Here is a 24,104-nt window from a genome sequence, read left to right as displayed (position 1 = left end):
TTCACGATCAGGGTTGTATTTCAAAAATGAGGAGTGAGGTCATGAAGTTGAAATTGAAACCGTTAATGTGTAGCCTGTTGGTAATGTGTCTGGTATTCCAGCTGCCTTTTATTGAAGGCGTAACGGCATCTGCTGACAAATCCTATGTAGAGAAGCCCGACGGATTAAGTCTGATTTCGTCTGGATCTTCTGTATACGCTTACAACGGAATGGTTTTCAATGATCCGGCGCAAGGCAATATGGACGGGGCTAAGGAACATTTGACGGATGGTAATCTGGCTACATTTTCCGGAGGACTCGGGGGGCTCGACTTTTATATCGATCTGGGCCAAAAAATGCCGCTGGAATACGTTGAAATTCACTTTAAGCGCTTATGGAATGGTATGAATAAGGTGTATGTTTCCGACGATGCGAAAATTTGGACGGAAGTCGTCAGCGGGGACGGCAGCGTGCATGAGTATTTGCAGGATACCGCTGCCACGGACATCATGACTCCTAACGTGCTCGGCGCTTTGCTGCCTGTAGATACTGCCGGACAATACGTAAGGTTCACCACGTCAGCGGGGTACGTGGATCTTTTCGAAATTCAAGTTTATTCCAGCGAGAGCGTTGGAAAAGTCTATACGGATAAGCCCGACGGATTAAACCTGGTTTCGCAGGGCATGGCTGTAACGGGATATAATGGCATGCAGTTTAACGATGGCACTCCTAACAATTTAACGGATGGTAATCAGAGTACGATGGCAGGTGGATACGGAGCGGTTGATTTTTATATCGATTTGGGCCGAAACATTCCGCTGGAATACGTCAAAATTTTGTTCAATCGTTTGTGGGACGGAACGAACAAAGTTTACGTCTCCAATGACTCCGCGAATTGGACTGAAATCGTCAGTGGTGACGGAGCCGCGAACGAGTACTTGAAAGATACGTCGGCCACGGACAGCATGACGCAACCGAACGAATTCGGCGCGCTCCTGCCGGCTAATACTTCTGGTAGATATGTTAGATTCACAACTAAAGATTGGGCAAATATTTATGAGGTACAAGTTTATTCTTCGAAAAAGTTGGATGCAAGCCATATTAAAATAACAGGCCCCGTAAACGGGAAACTTCTAACAGGATTTTCGATGCAAATGAATGCGGAAGTTCAGTACGGCTTAAAAACGCCTCCAGGCTCTCCGGGCGATTCCAACATTAAATATTTTGGAAGATGGGATAAAAGCAATTCTACTGATTTCTCAACGGGCTACTGGTCGGGTGCCTATTTGAAAGTAGACTTCACAGGCACGACCATAAAGGCGGTTTTAGGAAATACGCCGACGGAATTCCAGGTGAAAATTGATGATGGCAATTTTGTCGACTTTACAGCAGTTCCCGGTGCAACGATCGATTTAACGCCTACGCCGTTAAGTGAGGGCGTCCACTCCATGCTGCTCGTACCAAAAGGGGACGGGCAAAGGAACTTTCAGTTTCGGGGTTTCCTGTTGGAGGACGGCGCAACTACGCAAATTCCTTCGATAAGCCCTTCGATTATCGAGTTTGCCGGAGATTCAATTACCGTCGGATACGGTGCTTCGGATTACCCGATAAAAAGCTATCCGTGGCTTGTTGCAGAGCGGATCGGAGCAGAGCATACTCAGATCGCCCATGGCGGCATTTCTTTGCCGGGTGGCTATCGGAACACCATCAATACGACAGGACTCGGAACCGCATTTTTTAAATCGCAAAATATCGAAGTTCAATCATCCGCTCCATGGGACTTCAATACGTATACGCCTAGAACAGTTGTGGTGAATATCGGTACGAATGATGCGATGGCAGGGGTACCCGATAGTGAATTTCAATGTTCGTACGTCACCCTGCTTAGTAATATTCGTGCGCAATATCCAAGCGCTTCGATCTATGCGATAAGGCCATTTGGCGGACAAAAAGAGCAGTTCGTCAGCAGTGCCGTCGATGCCAGAATCGCGGCCGGAGATCCAGACGTTCATTACGTGGATACGACCGGTTGGTTGAACTCGGAAGATTACTTGGATGGCATTCATCCAAATGATAGTGGAATTCAAAAGATCGTGGATTTATTATCACCGATTATCGGTTCCGCTTTGCTTTCGCAAGATGAGTCTGCCGCAAGCTTTGGAGTTAAAACGAGGGATGGAATATCCGTAGCTGCAAGTGGTGGTAACGTATCCGCAGAAAACACCAGTGTTACTTGGAGCGTCTATGCGCCTTCGGGTTCAACCGGCGAAGCTTCGATTGACAAGGGAACCGGGCTGCTGACCGCGATCGCACCCGGTATCGTGACGGTTCAAGCGGCAGCGCTTGACGGCTCCGGAGTTGTTGGCACGACGGATGTGCACATCAGCTCAGCCGCTGAGATTTGGCGCACCATGGAATTTACACTGACCAGTTCCAATACGTACAACAATCCGTTCATGGACGTGGAAGTAACGGCAACCTTTACAGGGCCAGGCGGCGAAGTGCTGACGCGTCCCGCGTTCTGGGACGGCGGCAATGCGTGGAAGGTGCGTTTTGCGCCGACGGCTGTCGGGAATTGGACAGTCACAACGCAAGCGACCGATGAAACCGACACCGGACTGAACGTCAGCGCGCCGATCGCTTTCGAAAGTGTACCTTACGGCGGAGCGCTGGACATTTACAAGAAAGGTTTTATTCAGACCGTGCCCGGCGAGCATCATTTCTCTTATCAAGATGGAACACCCTTCTTCTATTTGGGGGATACGCACTGGTTTATGCCTGCAGAGGATTTTGAAGCCTCCAACGTGGAAGGCATCGACTCGCAATTCAAATACGGAGTTGACCATCGCGCAAGCCAAGGGTATACGGTTTATCAATCGGAGCCGCTTAATATGACGAGCATCGGAATGGACGTTACGCAAGGCATACGCGAGGGAGATCTTGCGTTCCTTCACAATATCGACAGGAAGTTTCAATACGTGGCTGATGCCGGGCTTGTTCATGCCAATGCTTCGTATACGTTCACGCCAGTGCTCAATGTGACGGATCATGAACTGCTTAAGAAGCTCGGCCGATATTGGCAAGCGAGATACGGGGCTTATCCGGTACTATGGACGGTCGCCCAGGAAAGCGATCCGAACTTTTACGGCGAAATCGATCCGCAATATTGGCAGACGCTAGCGGAAGCGCTGCATGATAGCGACGCGTATAATCATCCGCTTAGCGCGCATATGCAGACGCTTTTAACGCCCGTTACCGCATGGGGAGATAAAGACTATCACTCCTGGTTCGCGGGGCAAACGGTCGTGACCACGAAGGATGTGTTCGAATACTACTGGAACTATCCCATTACGAAGCCGTTTGTCAGTTATGAAACGGGTTATGAGTTTAACAATAGGTCGTCTGATGATGCTCGCGCAGCCGCTTATAGAGCGTTCGGGAATGGCTCGTTCGGCTACGGATATGGCGTACAAGGCATATGGGCGCTCAATAATTCGCCGGATAGCTGGTTCCGTTACGGGCCTTATTATCGGTGGTTCGACGGGTTGAATGCGCCTGCGGGAAGTCAGATGACGCATTTCAAAAATTTCTATTCCAGCCTCGCGTGGTGGAAGCTGACGCCTACTTTTAACGATACGACCTATGCCGAATTGGACGATGGCCCGAACTCCTATGTGACTACGGACGGCAACAAGACGTACGTCGCCTATTTCACAAGCTATTCTAAGAAAACGGGTATTTTGAAAAATATGGCGGACACCGTCTATAAAGCGCAGTGGTTTAACACAAGGACGGGCGAATATACGCTGATCTCCGATCAAATTACGCCAGTGAACGGACAGTGGAGTATGCCGGAAAGGTCGGATCGCAAGGACTGGGTGTTATTGGCTACGTCGGGCGAATCGGCGCTTGTTTCAAATTTGGTTGTATCTAGCGAGGGCAACGCAACGACGATTTTCACACAAGACGGAACGCTGCAGATGTCGGCCGCGATCGCGGATGCAAACATCGAAGATGTAACCTGGGAAGTTAAAAATATGGATGGCACGGCTACGGACCTCGCCGCAATCGATGAACATGGGCTATTGACGGCGATGAATAACGGAATTGTCAGGGTGGTGGCATCTACCGCGAATGACGGACGGAAGGCTTCTAAAACGGTTATTATCGTCAGACAAGACAATCCGAATCCGCCTGCGAAAGCGCAAAGCCTTACGATCAAACGAGATGGGGTCAGCAATCAACTGTTGCCTTATTTCCAGCCAAGAAATACGTTAGACCAGCGGGTGTCGTGGGAAGTATACGAATCGGATGGCCAGACGCCCACGAACAAGGCACACATTAGTGAATATGGTGTCGTTACACCAATTGACGAAGGAACGGTTCGCGTCATTGCAACCGCTCTGGACGGTTCGGGCCTTAAAGCATCGTATGATTTCACCATTCCGCCGTTTAACGACGTCATCACGAATCCGTTGTTAACGGGAGCCACAGTCACCGCATCGACGACGGATTACGGCAACGGCTACCGTCCGGCCAAAGCGATTACGAGCCAGCACGGCGATTGGGCAGGCTGGGCGTCCGACACGATTATGGGGTTGACCTCATATGCCAATCCGCAATGGCTGCAAGTCGACTTTGCGCAGCCAACGACCTTTAATCATGTCGAAGTGTATTCGACTGGATCGGGTCCTAACGGTTTCCAAATGAGAGATTATGACATTCAATACTGGAACGGCAATGAGTGGGTGACGATATATTCCGTTAAAGATAATCTACTATCATCTGCAACGGTCTTAACAGATGATATTACGACAAGCAAGATCAGGGTCATCTGCTACTTGGGAGATCGGCTTGGCATCACTCGCATTAGCAGTATCGAAGTATACCGGGATGCGCAGTCCCACGATGCGAGACTAAGCGGAATTTCCATCGGTGGTGAAGCGCTAAGCGGCTTTGATCCGGGCATTACAAGCTATAACGTGGTGCTGCCGACAGGGACGACGGCAAGTCCTACCGTTACGGCTGCGACGATGAACGGCGGGGCCCAGGTTTCAATCGCGCAAGCACCTTCTTTGCCAGGAAAAGCTGTTATCACGGTTACCGCGGAAGACGGAACAACGGTTGCCGAGTACAAGATCAACTTTACCGTTGCAACGACGCCGGATCCCGGGCAGCAGACGACACCGACATCGACGCCGGAACAATCGGCCATCATTAAGGTTAAAGCAGTGGCTGATGAAAGCGGCACGGCAGCGATTCGGATCGACAGCGCTACGTTCGGTAATGCCGTAAGTCACGCCGCCAATGGCGAAGTAACGATTGAAGTGTCCGGTGCGGAAGCGGCCAAACAAATAACGGTAGTGATACCCGTAAAGCAGCTGAAAGCCGGTTTGCTTACCGGAGTAAATACGGTTGTTGTAGATATCGGCTCTGTGAAGCTGATTTTTGCAGTTGACAGTCTTCTCGTGGGGACGCAATCGGAATCGGATTCTGGTGATTTGGAAGTGTCCGTATCCAAAGTCGACGTGTCCACGCTGCCTGAGCAAGTCAAGCGGCGGCTCGGAGACCGTGCGGTCTATGACTTCAGCTTACAACTGGATGGCAAAACCGTGGATCAATTCAAAACTAAATCTGTCAAAGTTGCGATTGATTATGCACTTAAACCGGGTGAGAATCCGCATCAAGTGGTCGTATATTTTATTAACGATAGCGGCAAGCTCGAAATTGTGAAAAATGGTAAGTACAATACCGCGACTGGACAGGTGGTATTTTCTCCGAAACATTTCAGCAAATATGGCGCGATGAGCAACGAAGTGATCTTCAGAGACGCAGTATCTGTTTCATGGGCGAAAATCAGCATTGAAGCACTGGCGGCAAGAGAAATGTTAGCGGGCAACGGTAATCAGCAGTTCAAACCGAACGATCAAGTGACGCGGGCAGAGTTTCTGAAAATGCTGATGGAGGCTCTGGATCTCGTTGATGGCGGCAAAAAGCTTACGTTCAGCGACGTTACGGAGGGAGCGTGGTACTATAACAGTCTGGCGTCAGCTCATAAGCTCGGAATCGCCAAAGGCAAGTCCGACGGCAGCTTCGGCTGTATCGATCCTATTACGAGACAGGATATGGCGGTTATCTCATACAGAGCGCTGCAAGCTTTGAAGCACGAAGCCAGTGGGAATTCGAACGCAGCGCCGTTCTCCGATGGTAGCGAAATATCACCTTATGCTTCGGAAGCGGTGCAGGCGATACAGAAATTGGGGCTGATCGAGGGGCAAGGAAACGGTAAGTTTGCGCCCAAAAGCCAAGCGAGCAGAGCGCAGGCCGCCGTTATGGTCCATCGTTTGTTCACGTATTTGTATTAAGAAGGCATTAGCGGAACCGTCCGGGGAAAAACCCGGACGGTTTGTGCCGTATTCACATGAACATCAGAAATTACATTGCAGTGACCGCAACTTACGAGTAAAGATCAGACCTAACAAAGTAAAATTGCTGCATTGATAATAGGTGCGTACGCTCTAGAATGGAGATTAAGCAGGCAGAAATTGCTGCTTAAATTTACAAAGCAGAAGGGGATGGGAATGATGAAACGTTTCACGAAGACGATCACCACGGTTGTATCCTCGCTCTTGTTGGCTGCTCTCTTGTTTATCGTGTCCAGTGTTACATCCAGATCCGACGTTTATGCGGCTTCCTTCACGACAGAGAACTGGAAAGCAGTCGAAATTACGCTGACAAGCAGTAAAACGTATGCAAACCCCTATCTCGACGTGGATGTAAGCGCTACATTTACTGGCCCTGGCAGCACCGTCATGACCGTTCCCGGCTTCTGGGACGGGGACAATACGTGGAAAATCAGATTTGCGCCTACACTGACCGGGACTTGGACATATGCGACTTCATCCTCGGATGCGACGAACACAGGGCTCCATAGCCAAACCGGAACCGTAGAGAGCAGCGCCTATTCTGGCAATCTGCCGATTTACAAGCACGGATGGAGCTTGAAGAAGAGTTCGAGTAACCGTCATTTGACTTATGCGGACGGGACGCCCTTTTTTTGGCTTGGTGATACGCATTGGATGGGATTGTCCGGTAGGGAAAGGTTGTTCGCATCCAACGACGGAAGATGGGCTTCTGAGTTCAAAGGCATGGCGGACACGAGAGCTGCTCAAGGCTTCACTGTATACCAGATGAATTTCTTCTCGGGCGAAGCCGGCGATATCGTCACAAACGGAACGACGAATGAAGGCGGACACCCTTGGAACCGTACCGGGTATCTGTATGGCCAATCTTCTTTCTCGTTCCAGCTGCCCTCCGCATCGTCCGATGGTTGGGTATATACCGCCTATAAAGCGTTCGACGGCAATACGGGAACGAAGTGGGTCGCATCGCACGGCACTTTTCCTCAATGGATTTACATCGATTTGGGACAAAACAAGACGTTAAGCAAAGTGGAAACTCAGTTCGGAAATTCCGATACGTGGAGATATAAAATAGAAGGTTCGTCCGACGGCGTCGCCTACTCTACGATCATCGACAGAACGGTCGGCGTGTCCGGCGATACGTTCACAGACACGACGACGGCAACCGCAAGGTATGTCCGATTGTATATTACGGGGTCTGGAGCTTCCACCGCATCAGTCAAGGAGCTGAAGGTTTACGACTCCGCCAGTCAAGTGATAAATAACGGAGGATTGTTTAAGGAGCTGAATCCTTCTTTCTGGCAAAATGCCGATTTAAGGATCCAATATCTCGCGGACAAAGGGCTGATTTCCGCTCTGGGCGTAGATTGGGGAAGGATGCTGGAGGCGGCCAACACAGTTGATTACAAGATAATCGCAAAATACATCGCAGCGCGTTACGGCGCTTACCCGGTCATGTGGTACACGGCTGGCGAGTACGATTTGGGATATGCCGACGGCTGGAAAGAAGTCGCGTCCCATATCCGATCGAACGATGCTTACAATCGGGCGATTACGCTCCATAACACGGCCAATAATAACAACCGCTACCGCAACGAAACGTTTTACGATATCGATTACCTGCAAGGCGGGCACGGGTACTTAAAAGCAAACAGTTACTGGTTGGGCCAATACAATGAAACGCCGACCAAACCGATAATCGAAGCCGAATTCAACTACGAGAACATCATGGATCTCCCGACCTCCTATACGAGAGAAGTGGCGTATAAATCGCTGTTTAACGGAGCAGCGGGATATGTCTATGGCGCCAACGGCATTTGGCAAGCAACATGGAACCCTGAGGACGAATGGCAGGCGAGCCAGAATAGCCCGGCGCCATGGTACGTGGCGATCGATAACGCAGCCGGCATGCAGATGCGTTATTTGAAGGACTTGTTCGCCGGCATCGACTGGCCGTCCCTTACTCCCGTAACGGCAATCGCATGGAGCGGGGCGCCAGCGGGATCACAAGAACCCGCCCAGTTGGCGAACGGAGACCGGTCTCTCGTACTGGCTTACTTGCCTTCGAATAACGGCACCTATACCGGAATGCTCAGCGGGTTGTCCCCGTCGACCACGTATATGGCGCGATGGTTCAATACAAGGAACGGGAAATATACGACGATTAACGGAAGTTTTTTACCGAGCGGTTCAGGGCAATGGAGCGTTCCTGCACAGCCTAGCGCTACCGAAGATTGGGTACTGATCGTCGAGAAAATAACGAACAGGGTTGTTCAGCCTGTTGCCAGCGTTTCCGGGGGAACGTTCTCCGGAAACGCGACGATTACGTTGACGACTTCGACTTCAGGCGCTTCGATTTATTATACACTCGACGGTTCGTCTCCTACGACGAGCAGTACGCCGTACGGATCGGCCATTAGTATAAGCGAGTCGAAGACGCTTAAAGCGATCGCCGTCAAATCGGGGATGGCGATCAGCGTCGTAACGATGGAATATTATGCGAAGCGGGTCGATTCGCCGCCGTCGGCAAACGTTGGTGGGGGCCTTTATTCGACCGCGCAAACTGTAGCCTTATCGACCAGCGAGAGCGATGCGCAAATCTTTTATACGCTCGACGGCAGCACGCCGACGGATACGAACGGATTGAACTATCAATCGCCGATCGTCATCGACAGGACGATGACCTTAAAGACGATCGTGAAGAAGCGAGGCCATGCGAGTAGTCAGGCGATGACACAAAAGTATATCATTCTCTCTTCGGATTTACTGTCCGAAGGCAAGTCGGTGACCGCTTCGTCGGCGAACTCGGGCACTGAGGCTTCGAAAGCGATTGATGGAAACATGTCGACATCTTGGGTGGCTGCGAGCGGCTCTATGCCGCAGTGGATCAAGATCGACTTGGGAGCGGCTTACGATCTTTCCTTCGCAGAACAAACGTTTGTGACTCCTTATTTAACATGGAAATATAGAATCGAAGTTTCGCTCGACGATATGACGTATACCACACTTGTTGACCGTACGGCCGTCGGCGTTCGTGGGACGAAAATCGCGGAAAGCCTGAGCGGCTCGGCCAGATACGTGAAGCTGACATTCACGCAATCGTCCACGGGTGATTGGGCCTCGAGTAAGGAATTCAAATTATACGGCAAAAAAATCCCGGGTATCCTTCTCTCGCAGGGCAAAACGGTCGCGAGCTCGACCGCGAACCCCGGGGCGGAAGCTTCAAAGGCTGTGGACGGAAATCCTGTCACTTATTGGAGCGCGACAAGCGGAACGATGCCGCAATGGCTGAAGGTGGATTTGGGTCAAACGTATGAGTTGACTTATATTAACCAGATCTTCTATACGCCGAATTTGACTTGGAAGTATAAGATCGAAGGTTCGCTCGACGACATCACTTATTTCACGCTGGTAGACCGAACCGGGGCGGGCGTAAATGGAACGGATATTATCGAAAGTGTTAACGGCTCGGCAAGATACGTAAAGCTGATTGTCACCCAATCTTCGACCGGCGACTGGGCAACGAGCAGGGAATTCCGCGTATACGGCGAGCGGCCCGCGAACGCATATTGGAAGCTGGATGAAGGCACGGGGGCGACCACAAGCGATTCGTCAGGGTACGGGAATACGGGTACGCTTGTTGGCGGCGCTTCCTGGACGTCCGGCATTCGGAACGCCGCGGTAAGCTTGGACGGCGTGGACGATTACGTTGACATTCCGGACGGGAGCAACTTAGACGGTATGAGCAGCTTTACCATCGCGGCTTGGGTTAACTTGTCCCAACTGCCAATGACGCATTATCTCCCTGTCGATAAAGCGTCCATAAGCGGTGCTTATCGTTTCGTGATCAATTCCGCGGGGCAAGGGCATTTCGTCGTCGCCACGGCAAACAATGGCTGGTACAGCGTCGGCACGGTGGCTGATTTCACGACCGCCTTGACTCCGAATACTTGGGTCCATCTGGTCGGTGTTTATGATGGATCGAGTGTAAAGGTGTACGTCAACGGGCAGTTGGAAGGCACGGGTACGCAGCCGATTTCCGGCAGCATCGTGAACGAAACGTCGCCTATCCGGCTCGGGTACAAGTACGGCAGCAATACCGAATTCCTGAAGGGGAAAATCGACCAGGTAAGAGTCTATGGTCAAGCATTAACCCCTGCGGAAGTACTGAGTTTATATACTCATGGTACATGAGGATCGTAACGGACAAATTCAGAATTATAGGCTGTGCTCCGGATGATTGTTGCTTAGGCGCCTGCAAGAAATGGATGTCTGACCTTTGTCAAAAACCAAAAAAGAGCCTAGATGTAGTAAAACGCAGCGATTCTTTATTTTGTCGGCATGTTATAAGCTGATCATTGTATATGCATGAGGATCAGAGTCAAGGGAGGCAATATCTATGAATAGCAAAATCGCCATCGAATGGAATTACAATCCGGTTAAAGGCGAAATTCTATTTCTTTCGGGGAAGATCCTACGCGGGAAGTTTACAAAGGGCGACGCGAAATTCGCGGACGGCCGGCTTTTGTACGGAGAAGGAAGCTCCTTCCGCTTGGAGTTAGAGGTCGAATCCGCATCTGGTGTGGCATCGGATAAACCGATCATCACTTTTATTGCCGATCGCCATTCGTTCAGTTTTTTCGCGCAAGACGTGAACGGTGACTACCCCATCTATATTCCGGACTACGGCGTCGTCGTTACCGAAGCCCGCGATTTCAGCACTTACGAAGAAATTGAGCGCCGTATCGAGAGTAAGAAGCTGCTGACGAATTTGCAGAAGATCGAGCGGGAACCGGAGGAGTCGTTCACGGAAGCGGCCGCCACGGCAAGAAGCCTTACTGCTCCGACATGGCTTGGCCTATCCAGAGACGTGCGTATTTTCGAAGTCGGCTTTCGGAACGTGGATGATACGGAAAAGCTATGGGACTGGATACAACCCCGATTTCATGGGGAACCGGCAGCTTTGCCCGAGAACGAAGGAAAGCAAGTGCGATACCACTACATGCTTGGACGCGGAATCGGGCACGAGCATGCCGTATCCCGAAAATTGGACGAGGGCGTTTATCCGATATTACACGGTCGGATCGTGGACGATGAGGTGGTGTATGAGACGACATCTTTCGTTTCCTTGGAATATCAGGAGCTGTATGCAGCCAACGTGAAAGGCACACCTTATCTAGTGGCCGACGGTTACGGACACGGGTTTATGCATACGGAAGAGCAAAAAGCCGAGCGTTTGCGGCAGCTCGACGATGTCCTGAACGCGGAGGAAGAGACGGTGCTCTATAACCAAGCTAAGGTGACCAATCATTCGTCCGTCCCGAGATACGCGTGGTTCAAAAACCCGATCCCGAACGCGAACGTGCTTGCCCAGAGCATGCCGTACACGTTCGAGGGCGAGACCGGGTTTGCGATGCATGCGGCCGATCGCGTCTATTGCGTAACCCGGCAGAACGGGGCTCCGCTGAGCGCTGAAGAAACGGCGGTGCTGCTGCTGCCAGGGGAAACGGTTGTGTTCGAGTTTTTCGTACCGCATCGGCCGATATCCGAGAACAGGGCCGCCGCGTTAATCGCGCAGCCTTTCGAAGAACGCTTGGAGCAATGCCGGCAGTACTGGAAGTCCAAGCTCTCCAGCGCGGCGCAAGTTAGACTTCCGGAGAAAAGGCTGGAAGAGATGATTCAGGCTGGACTGCTTCATCTGGATTTGATAACGTACGGAACCGAGCCGGAAGGTACTTTATTGCCGACGATAGGCGTCTATACGGCAATCGGTTCGGAAAGCGCGCCGATCATCCAATTCATGGACTCCTTTGGTTGGGGAGACATCGCCGCAAGATCGTTGCAATTTTTCCTCGACAAGCAGCACGATAATGGCTTTATCCAGAACTTTAACGGCTATATGCTGGAAACGGGTGCTTTTCTCTGGTGTGTAGGGGAGCATTACCGTTATACCGGGGACGACAATTGGATAAACAAATATAAACTGAAACTATTAAAGGCATACGAATACATTGTCGAATGGAGAAACCGCAACAAAACCGATAATTTTATCGATCGCGGCTACGGGATGATCGACGGCAAAACGGCTGATCCCGAGGATCCCTTCCACTCCTTCATGCTGAACGGATATGCTTATATGGGATTAAGCCGTTTGGCTGAAATATTCAAGACGTCCGATCCGGACCTATCCGCAACCATTCTTGAAGAAGCGGAAGACTTCAAGCGACAAATCCGAACGGCATTCGAGCGAAACGTCATTCAATCGCCCGTCGTGCCGATCGGCGACGGAACTTGGGTGCCTACGGCAGCGCCTTGGGTCGAGTATCGCGGACCTCTGAGCCTGTTCGCCGGGGGCGGGAAGTGGCTGACGCACGGATCAGCTGTGTCAAGGGATTCGCTGTTGGGACCTCTCTATCTAGTCTTCCATGAAGTGCTGAAGCCGGACGAATCATCGGTCAGCTATATGCTGAATTACCATAACGAGTTGATGTGTTCTCGGAATGTCGCGCTGAGCCAGCACTACTACAGCGTTCATCCTTGGACGCATTTGAAGCGAGGGGAAGTCAAGCCGTTTCTGAAAGCTTATTACAACGCGGTAGCCGGGTTGGCTGATCGTGAAACGTATACGTTCTGGGAACATTTCTGGCACGCGAGTCCGCACAAGACGCACGAGGAAGCGTGGTTTCTGATGCAAACCCGCTGGATGCTTTATATGGAGGAAGCGGATACACTGAAGTTGCTGCCCGGCATTCCAAGAAAATGGCTGAAGAACGGCGAAAAAATCGACATTCGGAACGTGAGAAGCTATTTCGGCGCATTTTCGCTCCATGTCGAATCTCGTCTCGAAGATGGGTATATTACTGCTCGAATCGAATGCGATTACGCTAGAAAGCCGCATTCCGTAAGTATCCGGCTGCCTCATCCCGAAGGAAAGAAGCCGATACATGCCGAAGGCGGCGTTTATAAAGACGAACGGGAAGTGATATGCATTGAAAATTTCACCGGAAATGCCGAAGTAAAATTATATTATGAGCAAGCGGGGGATGGACATGTTTAATTTAATCCCGGTCGCAAAATCGGTTCAACAGAATCAAGGCACGACTTCGTTGCGAAACGCTTGCATCGTGGCGGCGGATGAGCGGTTAACGGCAATCATTCCTGTATTCGAACGGGAGCTTGAAATTTTGCAAGGCGCGATCCCGACTAAATTAGATGATCACTATACGACGGTAGTGCTGCGGATCGACGATACGTTTCGAGAAGAACAGGTGAGAGTCGCGATTGACGGGAACGTCGTTGTTACTGGCGGAAGCTATTCGGCCGTAGCGGGCGGCACGGCAATGCTGCTTCAACTGGTGAACGAATGCGGCGATTTGCCGTATGGTGTCATTGAAGACGAACCGGATCTGCCGTACAGAGGGCTAATGCTCGATCTGGCCAGACATTGGCATTCGATCGATTGTGTGAAGCAGGCCGTCGAGCTATGCCGTTTTTACAGGCTTTCGCATCTGCAGCTTCATTTAACGGACGATCAATCTTTCACTTTTCCGCTGGAGAGCTTTCCTAATATTGCGACGACCGACAGACACTATACGAAAGAGCAATTGGAGGATCTGGTCGAGTTCGCACATCAACGCGGCATTGAACTTGTTCCGGAGATCGACCTGCCTGGACATTCCGAGATTCTGAATCAGGCTAAACCTGATCTCTTCACATCTGGCAGAGGTGCTGAACATGAGAACGCGATCTGTCTGGGGAATGAAGAAGTATACGAAGCCGTTGAAAAAATAATGGACGAGCTGTGTGGGGTGTTCAAGCACTCCCGGTATATTCATCTTGGCGGTGACGAGTCTAAGATGGACATCTTCGATAACTGCCCGGTATGCTGCGAACGGATGAAGGAACTGAATATGGCGAATCCAGAAGGATTGCTGCGTTCTTTCCTTGTGCGCGCAATCGATATGGTTAAGCGCAACGGCAGGAAACCGATCGTCTGGGAAGGGTTCTCTCCGGAACCTGGGATCGAGATTCCGAAAGATACGACGGTTGTCGCCTGGGAGTCTTATTATCATACCGCAGACGATCTGGCATCTTCAGGATRTCCATTGATCAACGCATCGTGGCAGCCGCTCTATGTGACATCGAACGCGGGCTGGTCTCCCGAGCATATTTACGGCTGGAACGTGAGGCGTTGGGAGCATTGGTGGGAGAAATCGCAAGCGCATCTGAAGCCCATTCAATTGGATGAAAATGCAAACGTAATCGGAGCCATGTTCTGCTCCTGGGAAAATGAAGAGAAGAACGAGATTGAATTTCTCCATCTTCGTGTCCCGACGATGGTTGAGAGAGTCTGGAATGTGGAGCATCGGACTGACTGGTTGGATTTCTCGAGCAGGCTGGAAACGCAGGACCGCAAGGCTATGAAACTTCTGAACAATCTATTTTAGACATTAAGAAAAATTCAGCCTAGGAATAGTAAAATGAGCGAATTCAACGCTAGGGCAAATGGGGTTATTCTAGAAATAAGGTAGATATGATGCTTAGATCATGAGCCTGAACAAGTGTAAACGGCTGTCGCCGTCCTTTGGAGGAAAAAGCTCGTTTCACGATGAAATATAGGCATTCGTATAAGCGTGTAACTTATACTTTCCTATATTTTGAAAACAACCTGGGAGGTCTTTAAGAAGATGAAAAAATCATTAATCATGTTTTTCTCGCTCATGATGCTGATCAGCGTTATTGCGGGATGCGCCGGGAACAATAACGGAAATGAATCGGCAGCGACGAGCACAGCACCTACAAGCACAACATCTGCGAGCGAATCCGCAGCGCCGGAAAGCCCTACGGCGAACGAAGAAGCGTTTACGATTCGCCTCGGCGCATGGTTTATCGACGATCGCCCGCACATGCAGCAATTTAAAACAGATGTCGATAAGAGCTTCAAAGCGAAATATCCGAACGCTACGATTCAATGGGACATTCTGCTTGGAGCGACTTATTTCGATAAGCTGAAAGCTGAGTTCGCCTCCCAAACTGCACCTGACGTCATCTTCCTTCAGGGACCTGCGCAGTATGTAGATGCCGGTTATTTGGCCGATTTGTCCAATGAGCCATGGGCTAGCCAACTGCAGCCAGGCGGCAAAAAAGACGCGATGTACCAGGGCAAAACGTATGCCCTGCCGATGGGTCTAGCCACGAGCGGCGTTTGGTACAACAAAAAGATATTCACCGATTTAAGCATCTCCGTACCGACGAACGCGAAAGAGTTTCTAGCGGTGGCCGAGAAAATCAAAGCGGCGGGCATTACACCTGTTGCGGCAGGTTTCAAGGATGCTTGGACCGCATCCCTGTTCTACGGCCTTTGGCTACAATCCTATGGCTATGATAGCAGCAAAACATACGGTAAAGACCTGTATGACGGAATCAAAAAGATTGACGGTCCCGAAGTGCAAGCCGTTATGAACAACATTCAGGAAATGGCGCAAAAAGGCTATTTCAACAAAACGGCGCTCAGCCTCGACTGGCCTCAGTCCGCAGAGTTGTTCACGTCGGGACAAGCGGCGATGATCGCGCAAGGACCATGGATGCCAGGTACCGCAGCCGAAAACTTCAACACGAAAGGGCACGCCTCGTTTGAAGTGGGATATATGCCTCTCGCATCGGATTCTGGTTATTACAATTTGGCGCTTGGGGCCGATGCTTCCCTGGCGATCAATGCCAAGACAGAATTGATGCAGCCTGCCAAGGATTTGATCGCGACGATCGCAAGCCAGGAAATTTACGGACCTTATAACGTAGGAAACGGCAACATTCCAGCGATAAAAGGCATCGAAGTGACGTATCCGATTCCGGCTTATAACGATTTGCTGGATGCGGTGAACAAAGGCGATGCCGCCTATGGGGTCGGATCTTACATTCCACCTTCCGTCGATACGTATCTGACCGAAACGGTTACGAAGATCGTCTCTGGCGTCAAATTCAATGCAAGCGATCTGGCGGAAGCCCAGAAAACGCTGGAGAAAGATAAGGGTGTCGTCGTCTTGCCACCAGAATGAATAATAACAAGTCCGGTCGGTTCCGCTGACCGGACTTGTCCGTAAAGGTGATGATCATACGCAATGAATCGCAAAACATGGTTAACCAGTTTATTGTTCGTTCTGCCCGCTGCCGTTTTATTTACTTTGTTCGTCTACTATCCTTTCGTACAGAGTATTTATTATTCTTTTACGGAATGGGATTCGATTCGTCCGCCGAAATTCGTCGGTTGGGATAATTACACGTTCCTGTTTGAGGATTCCAAGATGAAGCAGGCGGCGAAAAACACGCTGATGTTGACCGTATTCGGCATTTTGATTCAGAACTCACTCGCTTTGTTGCTAGCCTTGCTGCTCAATCGCACATTCCGAACCCGCTCATTTTTGAGAGTCGCCTTCTATATGCCTGTGGTCGTCAGTCTTGTCGTAACGTCAGTCGTGTGGGGCAATCTGTTTCAATTCGACGGGGTCATCAATGCCGTCTTGAACGCGATAGGCCTGGAAGCTTGGACGGAGGATTGGCTTGGAAATATTAAGACGGTTTTCCCAGCTATCGTGCTGCTCTCCCAGTGGCAGGCGCTCGGCTATTGCGCGGTTGTCTACCTTGCCGGCTTGCAAACGATTCCTGGTGATATCTACGAAGCGTCCACGATAGACGGTGCTAGCGGCTTTAAGCAGTTCAGGCATATTACGTTTCCGCTCCTTATGCCTTCAATTACGATCGTGACATTCATGACCATTGTCGGCGGATTGAAATTTTTCGATATTCCTTACGTCATGACGAATGGGGGGCCTGGCACGGCTTCGTACACGATTACACTGGCCATCTATAATGCCGCTTTTCGGGGAAATACGTACGGTTATTCAATGGCCGCCGGTATTGTACTTATGATTTTCATTATGATCGTCACCTTTATTCAACTGAGCATAACCCGCAAGAAGGAGGTTGAATTATAATGGGCTTAGCATCCACTTCAGGCCGCAATAAAGCGGGTCTTGCTACTGAATTGCTCATGATCGCAGTCGCTCTCTTATTCCTTTATCCGATTTTCTATCTCATCATGGCCAGCTTCAAATCGCCCAAAGATTTTTACAATCCGCTTTCTCTGCCCAAGTCGCTCTATTTGGGCCATTACGAGAAAGCTTTCGCGAAGGTCGATGTATGGCAAGGGCTCTTCAATACGGTGATCGTTACATCCGGAGCCTTGATTTTGATCGTGATTGTTTCATCCATGGCAGGGTATATGATCGCGCGTTCCAGGCATAAATTTTTTCAAGGCTTGCTGCTGTTCTTCTTATCCGGCATGGTTATTCCACTTCAAACCGGCATGATTCCTTTGTTCAAATTGGCAGTGGCCACGCATTTAATCGATACCCGAACCTTCCTGGTTTTATTGTACACGGCCGGGGCGATTCCGTTCGCCGCGTTTATTTATACGGGCTTCACGAAATCGATCCCGCGAGAAATCGAAGAGTCCGCGAGCATAGACGGCTGCGGAAGGTGGAGAACATTTTGGAAGATCATTTTTCCGCTTCTGTTTCCGGCGACGGGCACAGTCTTCATTTTGAATATTTACGGATTTTGGAACGACTTGTTCAGTCCGCTGCTGTACTTGAAGGATCCGGACAAGATGACGCTGATGTCGCAAATCGTACAGTTCAAGGCGAACAATCAGTCCATCGATTACGGTCCAGTCTTTGCGCTTAGTGTCATCGCATCTGTCCCCTTGTTCGTATTGTTTATTTTTACGCAGAAATATATTTTCAGAGGTCTTGTCGTTGGCGCGATCAAGGGTTAAAGTTGTGACAAGGAGGTGAGTACAATCTTTCATCGCATACGTTCCAGGCTACTTTATAAGATGGTGATCGTTTACTCCTTGCTCACCCTGGTTCCGCTGATCGTGGTCAGCTCGACGTTTTATTTGCGCTCGAAGGAAATCGTCGAGAAGGGTGTCATCCAGTCTCAGACGGCTAATCAGCTCGTAACTGATCTGGGCGAGATGTTCGACCGGCTGCTGCTTCAACATGAACAAAAGATGAAGGATATCGTCAGTCATGCATCTGTAATTCGCCTCCTGCGCAATGTTTCCATGTCGGAGCGATACCCGCTGGACGAGCAGGAGCGGACTTCCGTGGAGACGACGGTAAAGGAGCTGCTGGCGGTCGAATATGATAATATGAGAACGAATATTAAAGATTTAGTGGATGCTGTTATTTTATATAATAAGCAAGGCAATGCCTATTCGCCTGAGCCGTTATGGAGTCTTGAGTACAGACCGGCACTGGAACTCATGCCCTATGACAGCCTGGAAGAGCCGGAATGGGCTTTTTTTCTCGATCGGGGAAGAATGGTTGCTGCCGTGAAAAAATACGAGGCGCAAACAGATGAAATTGGACTCCTCGCAGTTGCATTGAACATGGAGAAGGTACACGAGCTATTTGTCGATTACCCTGGGGATTTCCACATCATTACGAGGAGCAATATTATTTTGTACAGCAAAGACCCTCAGAGGATAGGTCGATTGTACCGAGCGGCAAACGATAAAAATACGATCGAGCATATTTACCAGTCTGCAGTATCCGATTTTCACTATGTCGGCCTGGAGGAGAAGGACTCAGCGATTCGTGAAATCGACCGCCAAGCCTGGTTTTCGGTCAGCATCACGATTGGGGCATGGATTCTCGTTATGTTCATTACCTTTTTTATTCTTCGGAAAATTACGAGGCCGATTCTTAAGCTAAGTCGGCTCATGGAGCTTGCCAAGAAAGAGAATTACCAATTGATCGAAAATATTAATACTATCGATGAGGTCAGCATTCTTTCTAGTAGCTACAACAAGTTAATTGTGAGAACGAAGCATCTTATTGAAACGGTGTACAAGAGCGAAATCAAGCAGAAAGAAGCGGAGCTAAAGGCCATTCGAATCCACTTCAATCCGCATTTTCTATACAATACATTAGAGTATGTCAGTATTTTGGCTCAGAAAGGGCAAAGTGAAGAGATTCCTCCTATTATCCACAAGCTCTCTCGGATTTTCCGCTTTTCTATCTCATCGGACGAGCCCTTTGTTACTTTAGAGCTGGAGTTGGTATTCAGCGAGGTTTACTTGCAAATCCATCAGCACCGGTATGAAAATCGTTTGAAGTACAGCATTCGAGTTGCAGATGAGTTAAAAGGGATTCTCGTACCCAAATTAATATTTCAGCCGGTAATTGAGAATGCATTTATTCATGGGATCGACCATTTGCCGAACAATGGAGAAATTGCAATCGAAGCTTACGAGAGGGACTATCGCGTTTATGTCGACATTACGAACAATGGACCAGGACCTGAAGATCAGGGGGCTTATAAGGCTACGGGAACTGGAACAGGATTAGCTAATGTCAGATCCAGAATTCGTCTCCACTTCGGGGATGAATACGGCTTGGAATTGCTGCGCAACGAGAAGGGCCATACGGTGGCCAGATTCTGTTTGCCTATTATGTTTTCGAATACATAGAGTGGGGTGGGCGGAATGAACGTTATCATTGTAGACGACGATCATCTGATTCGAAATCATATCGTAGAGATTATTGATTGGGAGTCGCTGGGCTGCTCCATTGTAGGGCAGGCAGAGGATGGATTGACAGCGCTGAGACTGCTGGCCGAGCACAATGTCGATCTGCTCATTACTGATATTCGCATGCCGGGAATGGATGGTTTGGAGCTTATACGGAGAGCAAAGGGGATCAAACCGAATTTATCCGTGCTTCTTCTGTCCGCATACAACGAATTTGATTATGCCAAGCAGGCGCTGAAGCTGGGAGTCAGTGATTTCATTACGAAGCCGTTTCTCCCGACTGAGTTAATTGATTGCGTTCGTTATATCAGGAACAGGAACCTGGAGAGCGACAGCGAGTATATTAAGCAGGAAGAAATCGTGCAGAAATTGCAGAACCCGGAACTGAGCTGCGATGAGAAAGCACAAAAACTTGCGGACATTGGGCTGGCCCATCGACCGGTAACAATGCTGGCAATAGAAATCGATAATATTGAGCTTCTCTATCATAAGGGGTTGCCGTTTTCTAAACTGGCGCTTAGAGAAGTCGTATTGCAAATTATGAATTCGCACCAGATCTCCACCTGGAATGTGATCTCTCAGGAAGGATTGCAAGTATTTGCTTTTTACGATCCTGATCTAACAGAGGAGACCTTTCGGAATTCGTTATTCGAAGCTTCCAGGCAATTGTTGAAGCTGTGCAGCGAGCAATTTGCTTATAGCGTGTCCATTGGGATCAGCCGCTTGATCCCATCCCTTCTTCAAATCAAAGAAGCGATGGTGGATACACGACAATGCATGGATTATCGCGTTCTGCTCGGCAAGGGCTCTATTATTTCCTACGAAGCGATTATCGGTGCGGAAAAGTTGGGAAATATGGGCGAACGTGAATGGAATCTGATTGAGCTTCAGCAACTATATACTTCAGGAGAAGATGCAGATATTTCGGATTTCATTCGAAAATGCTACAAGGAATCGCTACAGAAGGGGATGAACAGGCAGCAGGTTCAGCGAATGGCTGCGCAACTGTTGGAAATTTCTGAGCGTATTTCAAGAGAATACTCGATAGAGTACAATTGGTTTATAATTCACAATACCGCGATGCAATTCAACGTTCTCTCCGATTTACTCCGGTATTTGGAAGAGCAATTGAAGCAGCTGGCGGGAAGAATTCGGGAGCAAATGAAGGACCCCCAGTACCGCATTGTGCTGCAAGTGCAATACATGATTAAAGCCCATTACCATGAAGAGATTACGCTGCAGATGATCGCAGAGCGGTTGTATATGAACTATTCTTATTTGAGTCGGATTCTGAAACAGAAATCCGGAAAATCGTTTCGTGATATGCTGTGGAGCTACCGGATTGAGGTCGCGAAGGGGATTCTCTCCTCCGGTGATAAGAAGTCTTTTGAGGTTGCCTACGAAGTGGGCTTCAAGGATCCGGCTCATTTTAGCCAAGTATTTAAGAAGCATGCAGGGATTAATCCAATGGAATATGCTGTGATGTATCGGCGGATCACTTGATGCGTTTGGGGTGCGCGAGATTGCATGGATGTCCGTAAGAGTGTCAATCTCCAAGGAATTAATGAAATCGTTCGATTTTTTGAAAGATTGGGTTTGCGATGAAGATGCGAATATCAGAAGATTTGCCATCGAATTGATGCGTCCCCAAGGCGTTTGGGCTAAACATATTGCTGAGTTAAAAGAAGATCCCGCTAAAGCACTTTCGCTTTTGGAAGCTGTTAGATCCGATCCGGTCAAATACGATCAAGACTCCGTTCGCGAAGAATTCGCCCCCGAGCAAGAAATGCAGAGTCTGCAGCATAACAAACTTACAATTAAGAGAAGCCTTGATCGTTAAGGCTTCTTTTCCTTTTTTGCGTACCCAGAGGCACGCATTATCTAGTTGGTGAAAGTCCAACCAAGAGAGGGACTAAGACACTCTTGTAGCTAGGATGCTTGCGTATGGAGAAATCTGTGCGTAAAAGTGCATCGACGAAAGTACSTGTCAGAGACAGGGCGAACGACATATCAGGCCGTAACATCAAGTGAATCCTGCCGCATCGTCAAAAAGGCCTCGCAAGAGGGAGAAGAGGAAGCCGAATCCCAACATAATGATGAAGGCCAAGGAAACTGTGAAGAACTTGGAACAACAGTGAAGAGTCCTCCGGTGTAGAGGGATCGGCATGGTATGAAAGATAATGCAGTGAACTGGGGAGACCCGCCCTTGCACAGGATAAAAAACTGTAAAGAGATGCCCTATAAACCCGAAAGGTGAAATGGGTTATCTCAGGAAGGGAGTCTCATGCGCATGAAAGAAGAACATCGGAAAGCCGTATGAGGGAAAACCTCACGTACGGTTTGATGAGGAGGGGCTGAAAAAACTCAGCCCTTTACTCTAGCGAACGGATTCTCATTTTAATTCGTCGTTCTTAGGATTACGCCAGCCGATTGTACTTGTTAAGATCGATTGCGGAATTCGCCTGGCGTCATAGCTGTATATTTTTTGAATTGTTTCGTGAAATAATCCGTATCTTTGTAACCAACTTTTTCAGCTACCTCATACGACTTTAACGACAGATCCATCAGCAATTGTTTGGCACGCTCCATCCGATGCTCTGTCAAAATTTCCAGAAATGTTTTACCTGTTTTTTCTTTCAAAAGATGACTTAGCCAGACGGGACTCACGAATACCATTTCAGCCAAGGATGCTAATGTCAATCCGTTGGTAGTACAGTTTTCTTCGATTAGATAAAGCGCTCTTGACGTAATCTGTCCCAGTTGATTGCTTTGTACATTGTAATTCTGCACGGTCATTTGCTCTAAGATATGCAAGCTGTAATCGATGATACTGTCACGAGTATCGAACTGGGAGAAGAGCTTCCAGTGCAGAAGAGACTCATTTCCTATAACATTTAGATTAGAATTATGGATCTTCAGCTGTCTCTCCATTTTGAGCAGCCATTCAAATAACCGCTGTTGAATAGTATCCTTCTTGTGTTCTCCCCATGAGTGCAGGAGCTCTATTAGCTTTGGTCTGAATTCGTCCTTGTTCAGAACTGCGCCTGTCTTAAGAATTGACAACATTTCCTGCTCGTTCGGCGAACTCTGTAGAGAGTTGCCTAGAGGGTGAAGATTCACTTCATCACTGAATAGAATCTGATTACCACCGAGAATCGTTTTATACTCCAAAGCTTCCAAGGAGGATACATAGGATACAGGAAGGGTATCAGCAGTACAGACTGGACCCGCGCCAATGGTAACAGCAAGCTTTACAAAACGACCAATATTCTCAATTAATTCCATTGCAACTAACTTCACTTTCTCTTTGTAGCCGCTTCCAAGAATGAGAATCCAACGCCCCGAGTGATTATAATACAGATGGAAAGGCAATTGATTCGATATAGAATCTCTGGCAACATTGCTGATTGCAAATATCATCAATTCCTTATTGCTTGGTGTAAATTCGCTCATGAAGTTGTCAATCTCCATCGATAAAACGGTAATTTGATGATGAAGCATCCAGCTTAATGATACTTGATCAAGGGTATTTCGGATTTTATCACTATTATTCATATAGCCGGTGACGATCTCCTTGACGAACTTATCCTGAAGTAGGGAAAGAGCTTGAATATACTTTTCCTGCTCCTTCTGCTTCTTTAGATCGGCGAGCTGAGATAGGCGAATTTCTTCCACACATTGATTGACAACTGGAAGAACTTCGTGTGTACGGAATGGCTTCAGGATATAGTCTACTGCACCCAGACGCAGTGACTCACGGACATATTGAAATTCGTTATAACCTGAGATCACGATTACTTTGGCTGACAATCTCATTCTAGTCAGCTCTCTCATAAGTTCGATCCCGTTTGAGATAGGCATAATAAGATCGGTCACAATAAGAGCCGGTTTGTATTCTGCTATCAATTCCAATGCCTGCATGCCATTGCTTGCTTCAAGAACAACGTCAAACCCAATTTCTTGCCAAGGAATAATTCGGATCAGCCCTTCGCGGCTTTCCGGTTCGTCATCAACGACCAGAGCAATATTGCTGTTCATTGAACCCATCCTTTGTCCATGATTATCGATTATACCATCGATGTTGAGGGGGCAGAAGGCATGATGTCTGA

At 48.9% G+C, this 24,104-nt stretch carries 11 protein-coding genes; 10 read left to right on the top strand and 1 reads right to left on the bottom strand.

Annotated elements, in window-relative coordinates; all coding sequences use genetic code 11:
- Positions 1–41 precede the first annotated feature (41 nt).
- From AC1DWN_RS04810 to AC1DWN_RS04765, 10 genes are all read left to right on the top strand, one after another.
- A complete protein-coding gene (locus AC1DWN_RS04810) occupies positions 42–6,344 on the top strand; it encodes an S-layer homology domain-containing protein (protein ID WP_477557802.1) in 6,303 nt (2,100 codons plus the stop codon).
- Positions 6,345–6,560: 216 nt separating this feature from the next.
- Complete coding sequence (locus tag AC1DWN_RS04805) at positions 6,561–10,595, top strand: discoidin domain-containing protein (RefSeq protein WP_477557801.1); 4,035 nt, start codon at positions 6,561–6,563, stop codon at positions 10,593–10,595.
- Between the two features lie 331 nt (positions 10,596–10,926).
- Positions 10,927–13,458 (top strand): glucosidase family protein, encoded by a 2,532-nt coding sequence (locus AC1DWN_RS04800; protein WP_477557800.1) that lies wholly within the window; start codon positions 10,927–10,929, stop codon positions 13,456–13,458.
- A complete protein-coding gene (locus AC1DWN_RS04795; protein ID WP_477557799.1) occupies positions 13,451–14,848 on the top strand; it encodes a family 20 glycosylhydrolase in 1,398 nt (465 codons plus the stop codon). Before AC1DWN_RS04800 ends, AC1DWN_RS04795 begins: the two co-directional genes overlap by 8 nt.
- A 240-nt stretch (positions 14,849–15,088) precedes the next feature.
- Positions 15,089–16,456: an ABC transporter substrate-binding protein gene (locus tag AC1DWN_RS04790; RefSeq protein WP_477557798.1), complete on the top strand. Its 1,368-nt coding sequence runs from the start codon at positions 15,089–15,091 to the stop codon at positions 16,454–16,456.
- A 63-nt stretch (positions 16,457–16,519) separates the two neighbouring features.
- A complete protein-coding gene (locus tag AC1DWN_RS04785; RefSeq protein ID WP_477557797.1) occupies positions 16,520–17,392 on the top strand; it encodes a carbohydrate ABC transporter permease in 873 nt (290 codons plus the stop codon).
- On the top strand, positions 17,392–18,234 hold the full coding sequence (locus AC1DWN_RS04780; RefSeq protein WP_477557796.1) for a carbohydrate ABC transporter permease: 843 nt from the start codon (positions 17,392–17,394) through the stop codon (positions 18,232–18,234). Before AC1DWN_RS04785 ends, AC1DWN_RS04780 begins: the two co-directional genes overlap by 1 nt.
- Positions 18,235–18,294: 60 nt before the next feature.
- The gene (locus AC1DWN_RS04775) at positions 18,295–19,935 is read left to right on the top strand and encodes a sensor histidine kinase (protein WP_477557795.1); all 1,641 of its coding nucleotides are present in this window, start codon (positions 18,295–18,297) and stop codon (positions 19,933–19,935) included.
- Between the two features lie 15 nt (positions 19,936–19,950).
- Complete coding sequence (locus tag AC1DWN_RS04770; protein ID WP_477557794.1) at positions 19,951–21,498, top strand: response regulator; 1,548 nt, start codon at positions 19,951–19,953, stop codon at positions 21,496–21,498.
- A gap of 28 nt (positions 21,499–21,526) precedes the next feature.
- Positions 21,527–21,835, top strand: a complete 309-nt coding sequence (locus AC1DWN_RS04765; RefSeq protein WP_477557793.1) for a hypothetical protein — start codon at positions 21,527–21,529, stop codon at positions 21,833–21,835.
- Between the two features lie 599 nt (positions 21,836–22,434).
- Here AC1DWN_RS04765 and AC1DWN_RS04760 read toward each other — a convergent pair.
- Positions 22,435–24,033 carry a response regulator gene (locus AC1DWN_RS04760; RefSeq protein ID WP_477557792.1) on the bottom strand — a complete coding sequence of 533 codons (1,599 nt, stop codon included), beginning with the start codon at positions 24,031–24,033 and terminating at the stop codon, positions 22,435–22,437.
- Between the last annotated feature and the right edge of the window lie 71 nt (positions 24,034–24,104).

The organism is Paenibacillus sp. P4_A7, from assembly GCF_056402455.1.
Note: the sequence above shows the minus strand (reverse complement) of the source record. Positions and strands in the feature narration are given on the sequence as shown.

Bases quoted from the DNA above. Each gene is read 5' to 3' on its own strand.
- AC1DWN_RS04810 (WP_477557802.1), top strand. From the start codon at position 42: ATGAAGTTGAAATTGAAACCGTTAATGTGTAGCCTGTTGGTAATGTGT.
- AC1DWN_RS04805 (WP_477557801.1), top strand. From the start codon at position 6,561: ATGATGAAACGTTTCACGAAGACGATCACCACGGTTGTATCCTCGCTC.
- AC1DWN_RS04790 (WP_477557798.1), top strand. From the start codon at position 15,089: ATGAAAAAATCATTAATCATGTTTTTCTCGCTCATGATGCTGATCAGC.
- AC1DWN_RS04785 (WP_477557797.1), top strand. From the start codon at position 16,520: ATGAATCGCAAAACATGGTTAACCAGTTTATTGTTCGTTCTGCCCGCT.
- AC1DWN_RS04780 (WP_477557796.1), top strand. From the start codon at position 17,392: ATGGGCTTAGCATCCACTTCAGGCCGCAATAAAGCGGGTCTTGCTACT.
- AC1DWN_RS04775 (WP_477557795.1), top strand. From the start codon at position 18,295: ATGGTGATCGTTTACTCCTTGCTCACCCTGGTTCCGCTGATCGTGGTC.
- AC1DWN_RS04770 (WP_477557794.1), top strand. From the start codon at position 19,951: ATGAACGTTATCATTGTAGACGACGATCATCTGATTCGAAATCATATC.
- AC1DWN_RS04765 (WP_477557793.1), top strand. From the start codon at position 21,527: ATGTCCGTAAGAGTGTCAATCTCCAAGGAATTAATGAAATCGTTCGAT.
- AC1DWN_RS04760 (WP_477557792.1), bottom strand. From the start codon at position 24,033: ATGAACAGCAATATTGCTCTGGTCGTTGATGACGAACCGGAAAGCCGC.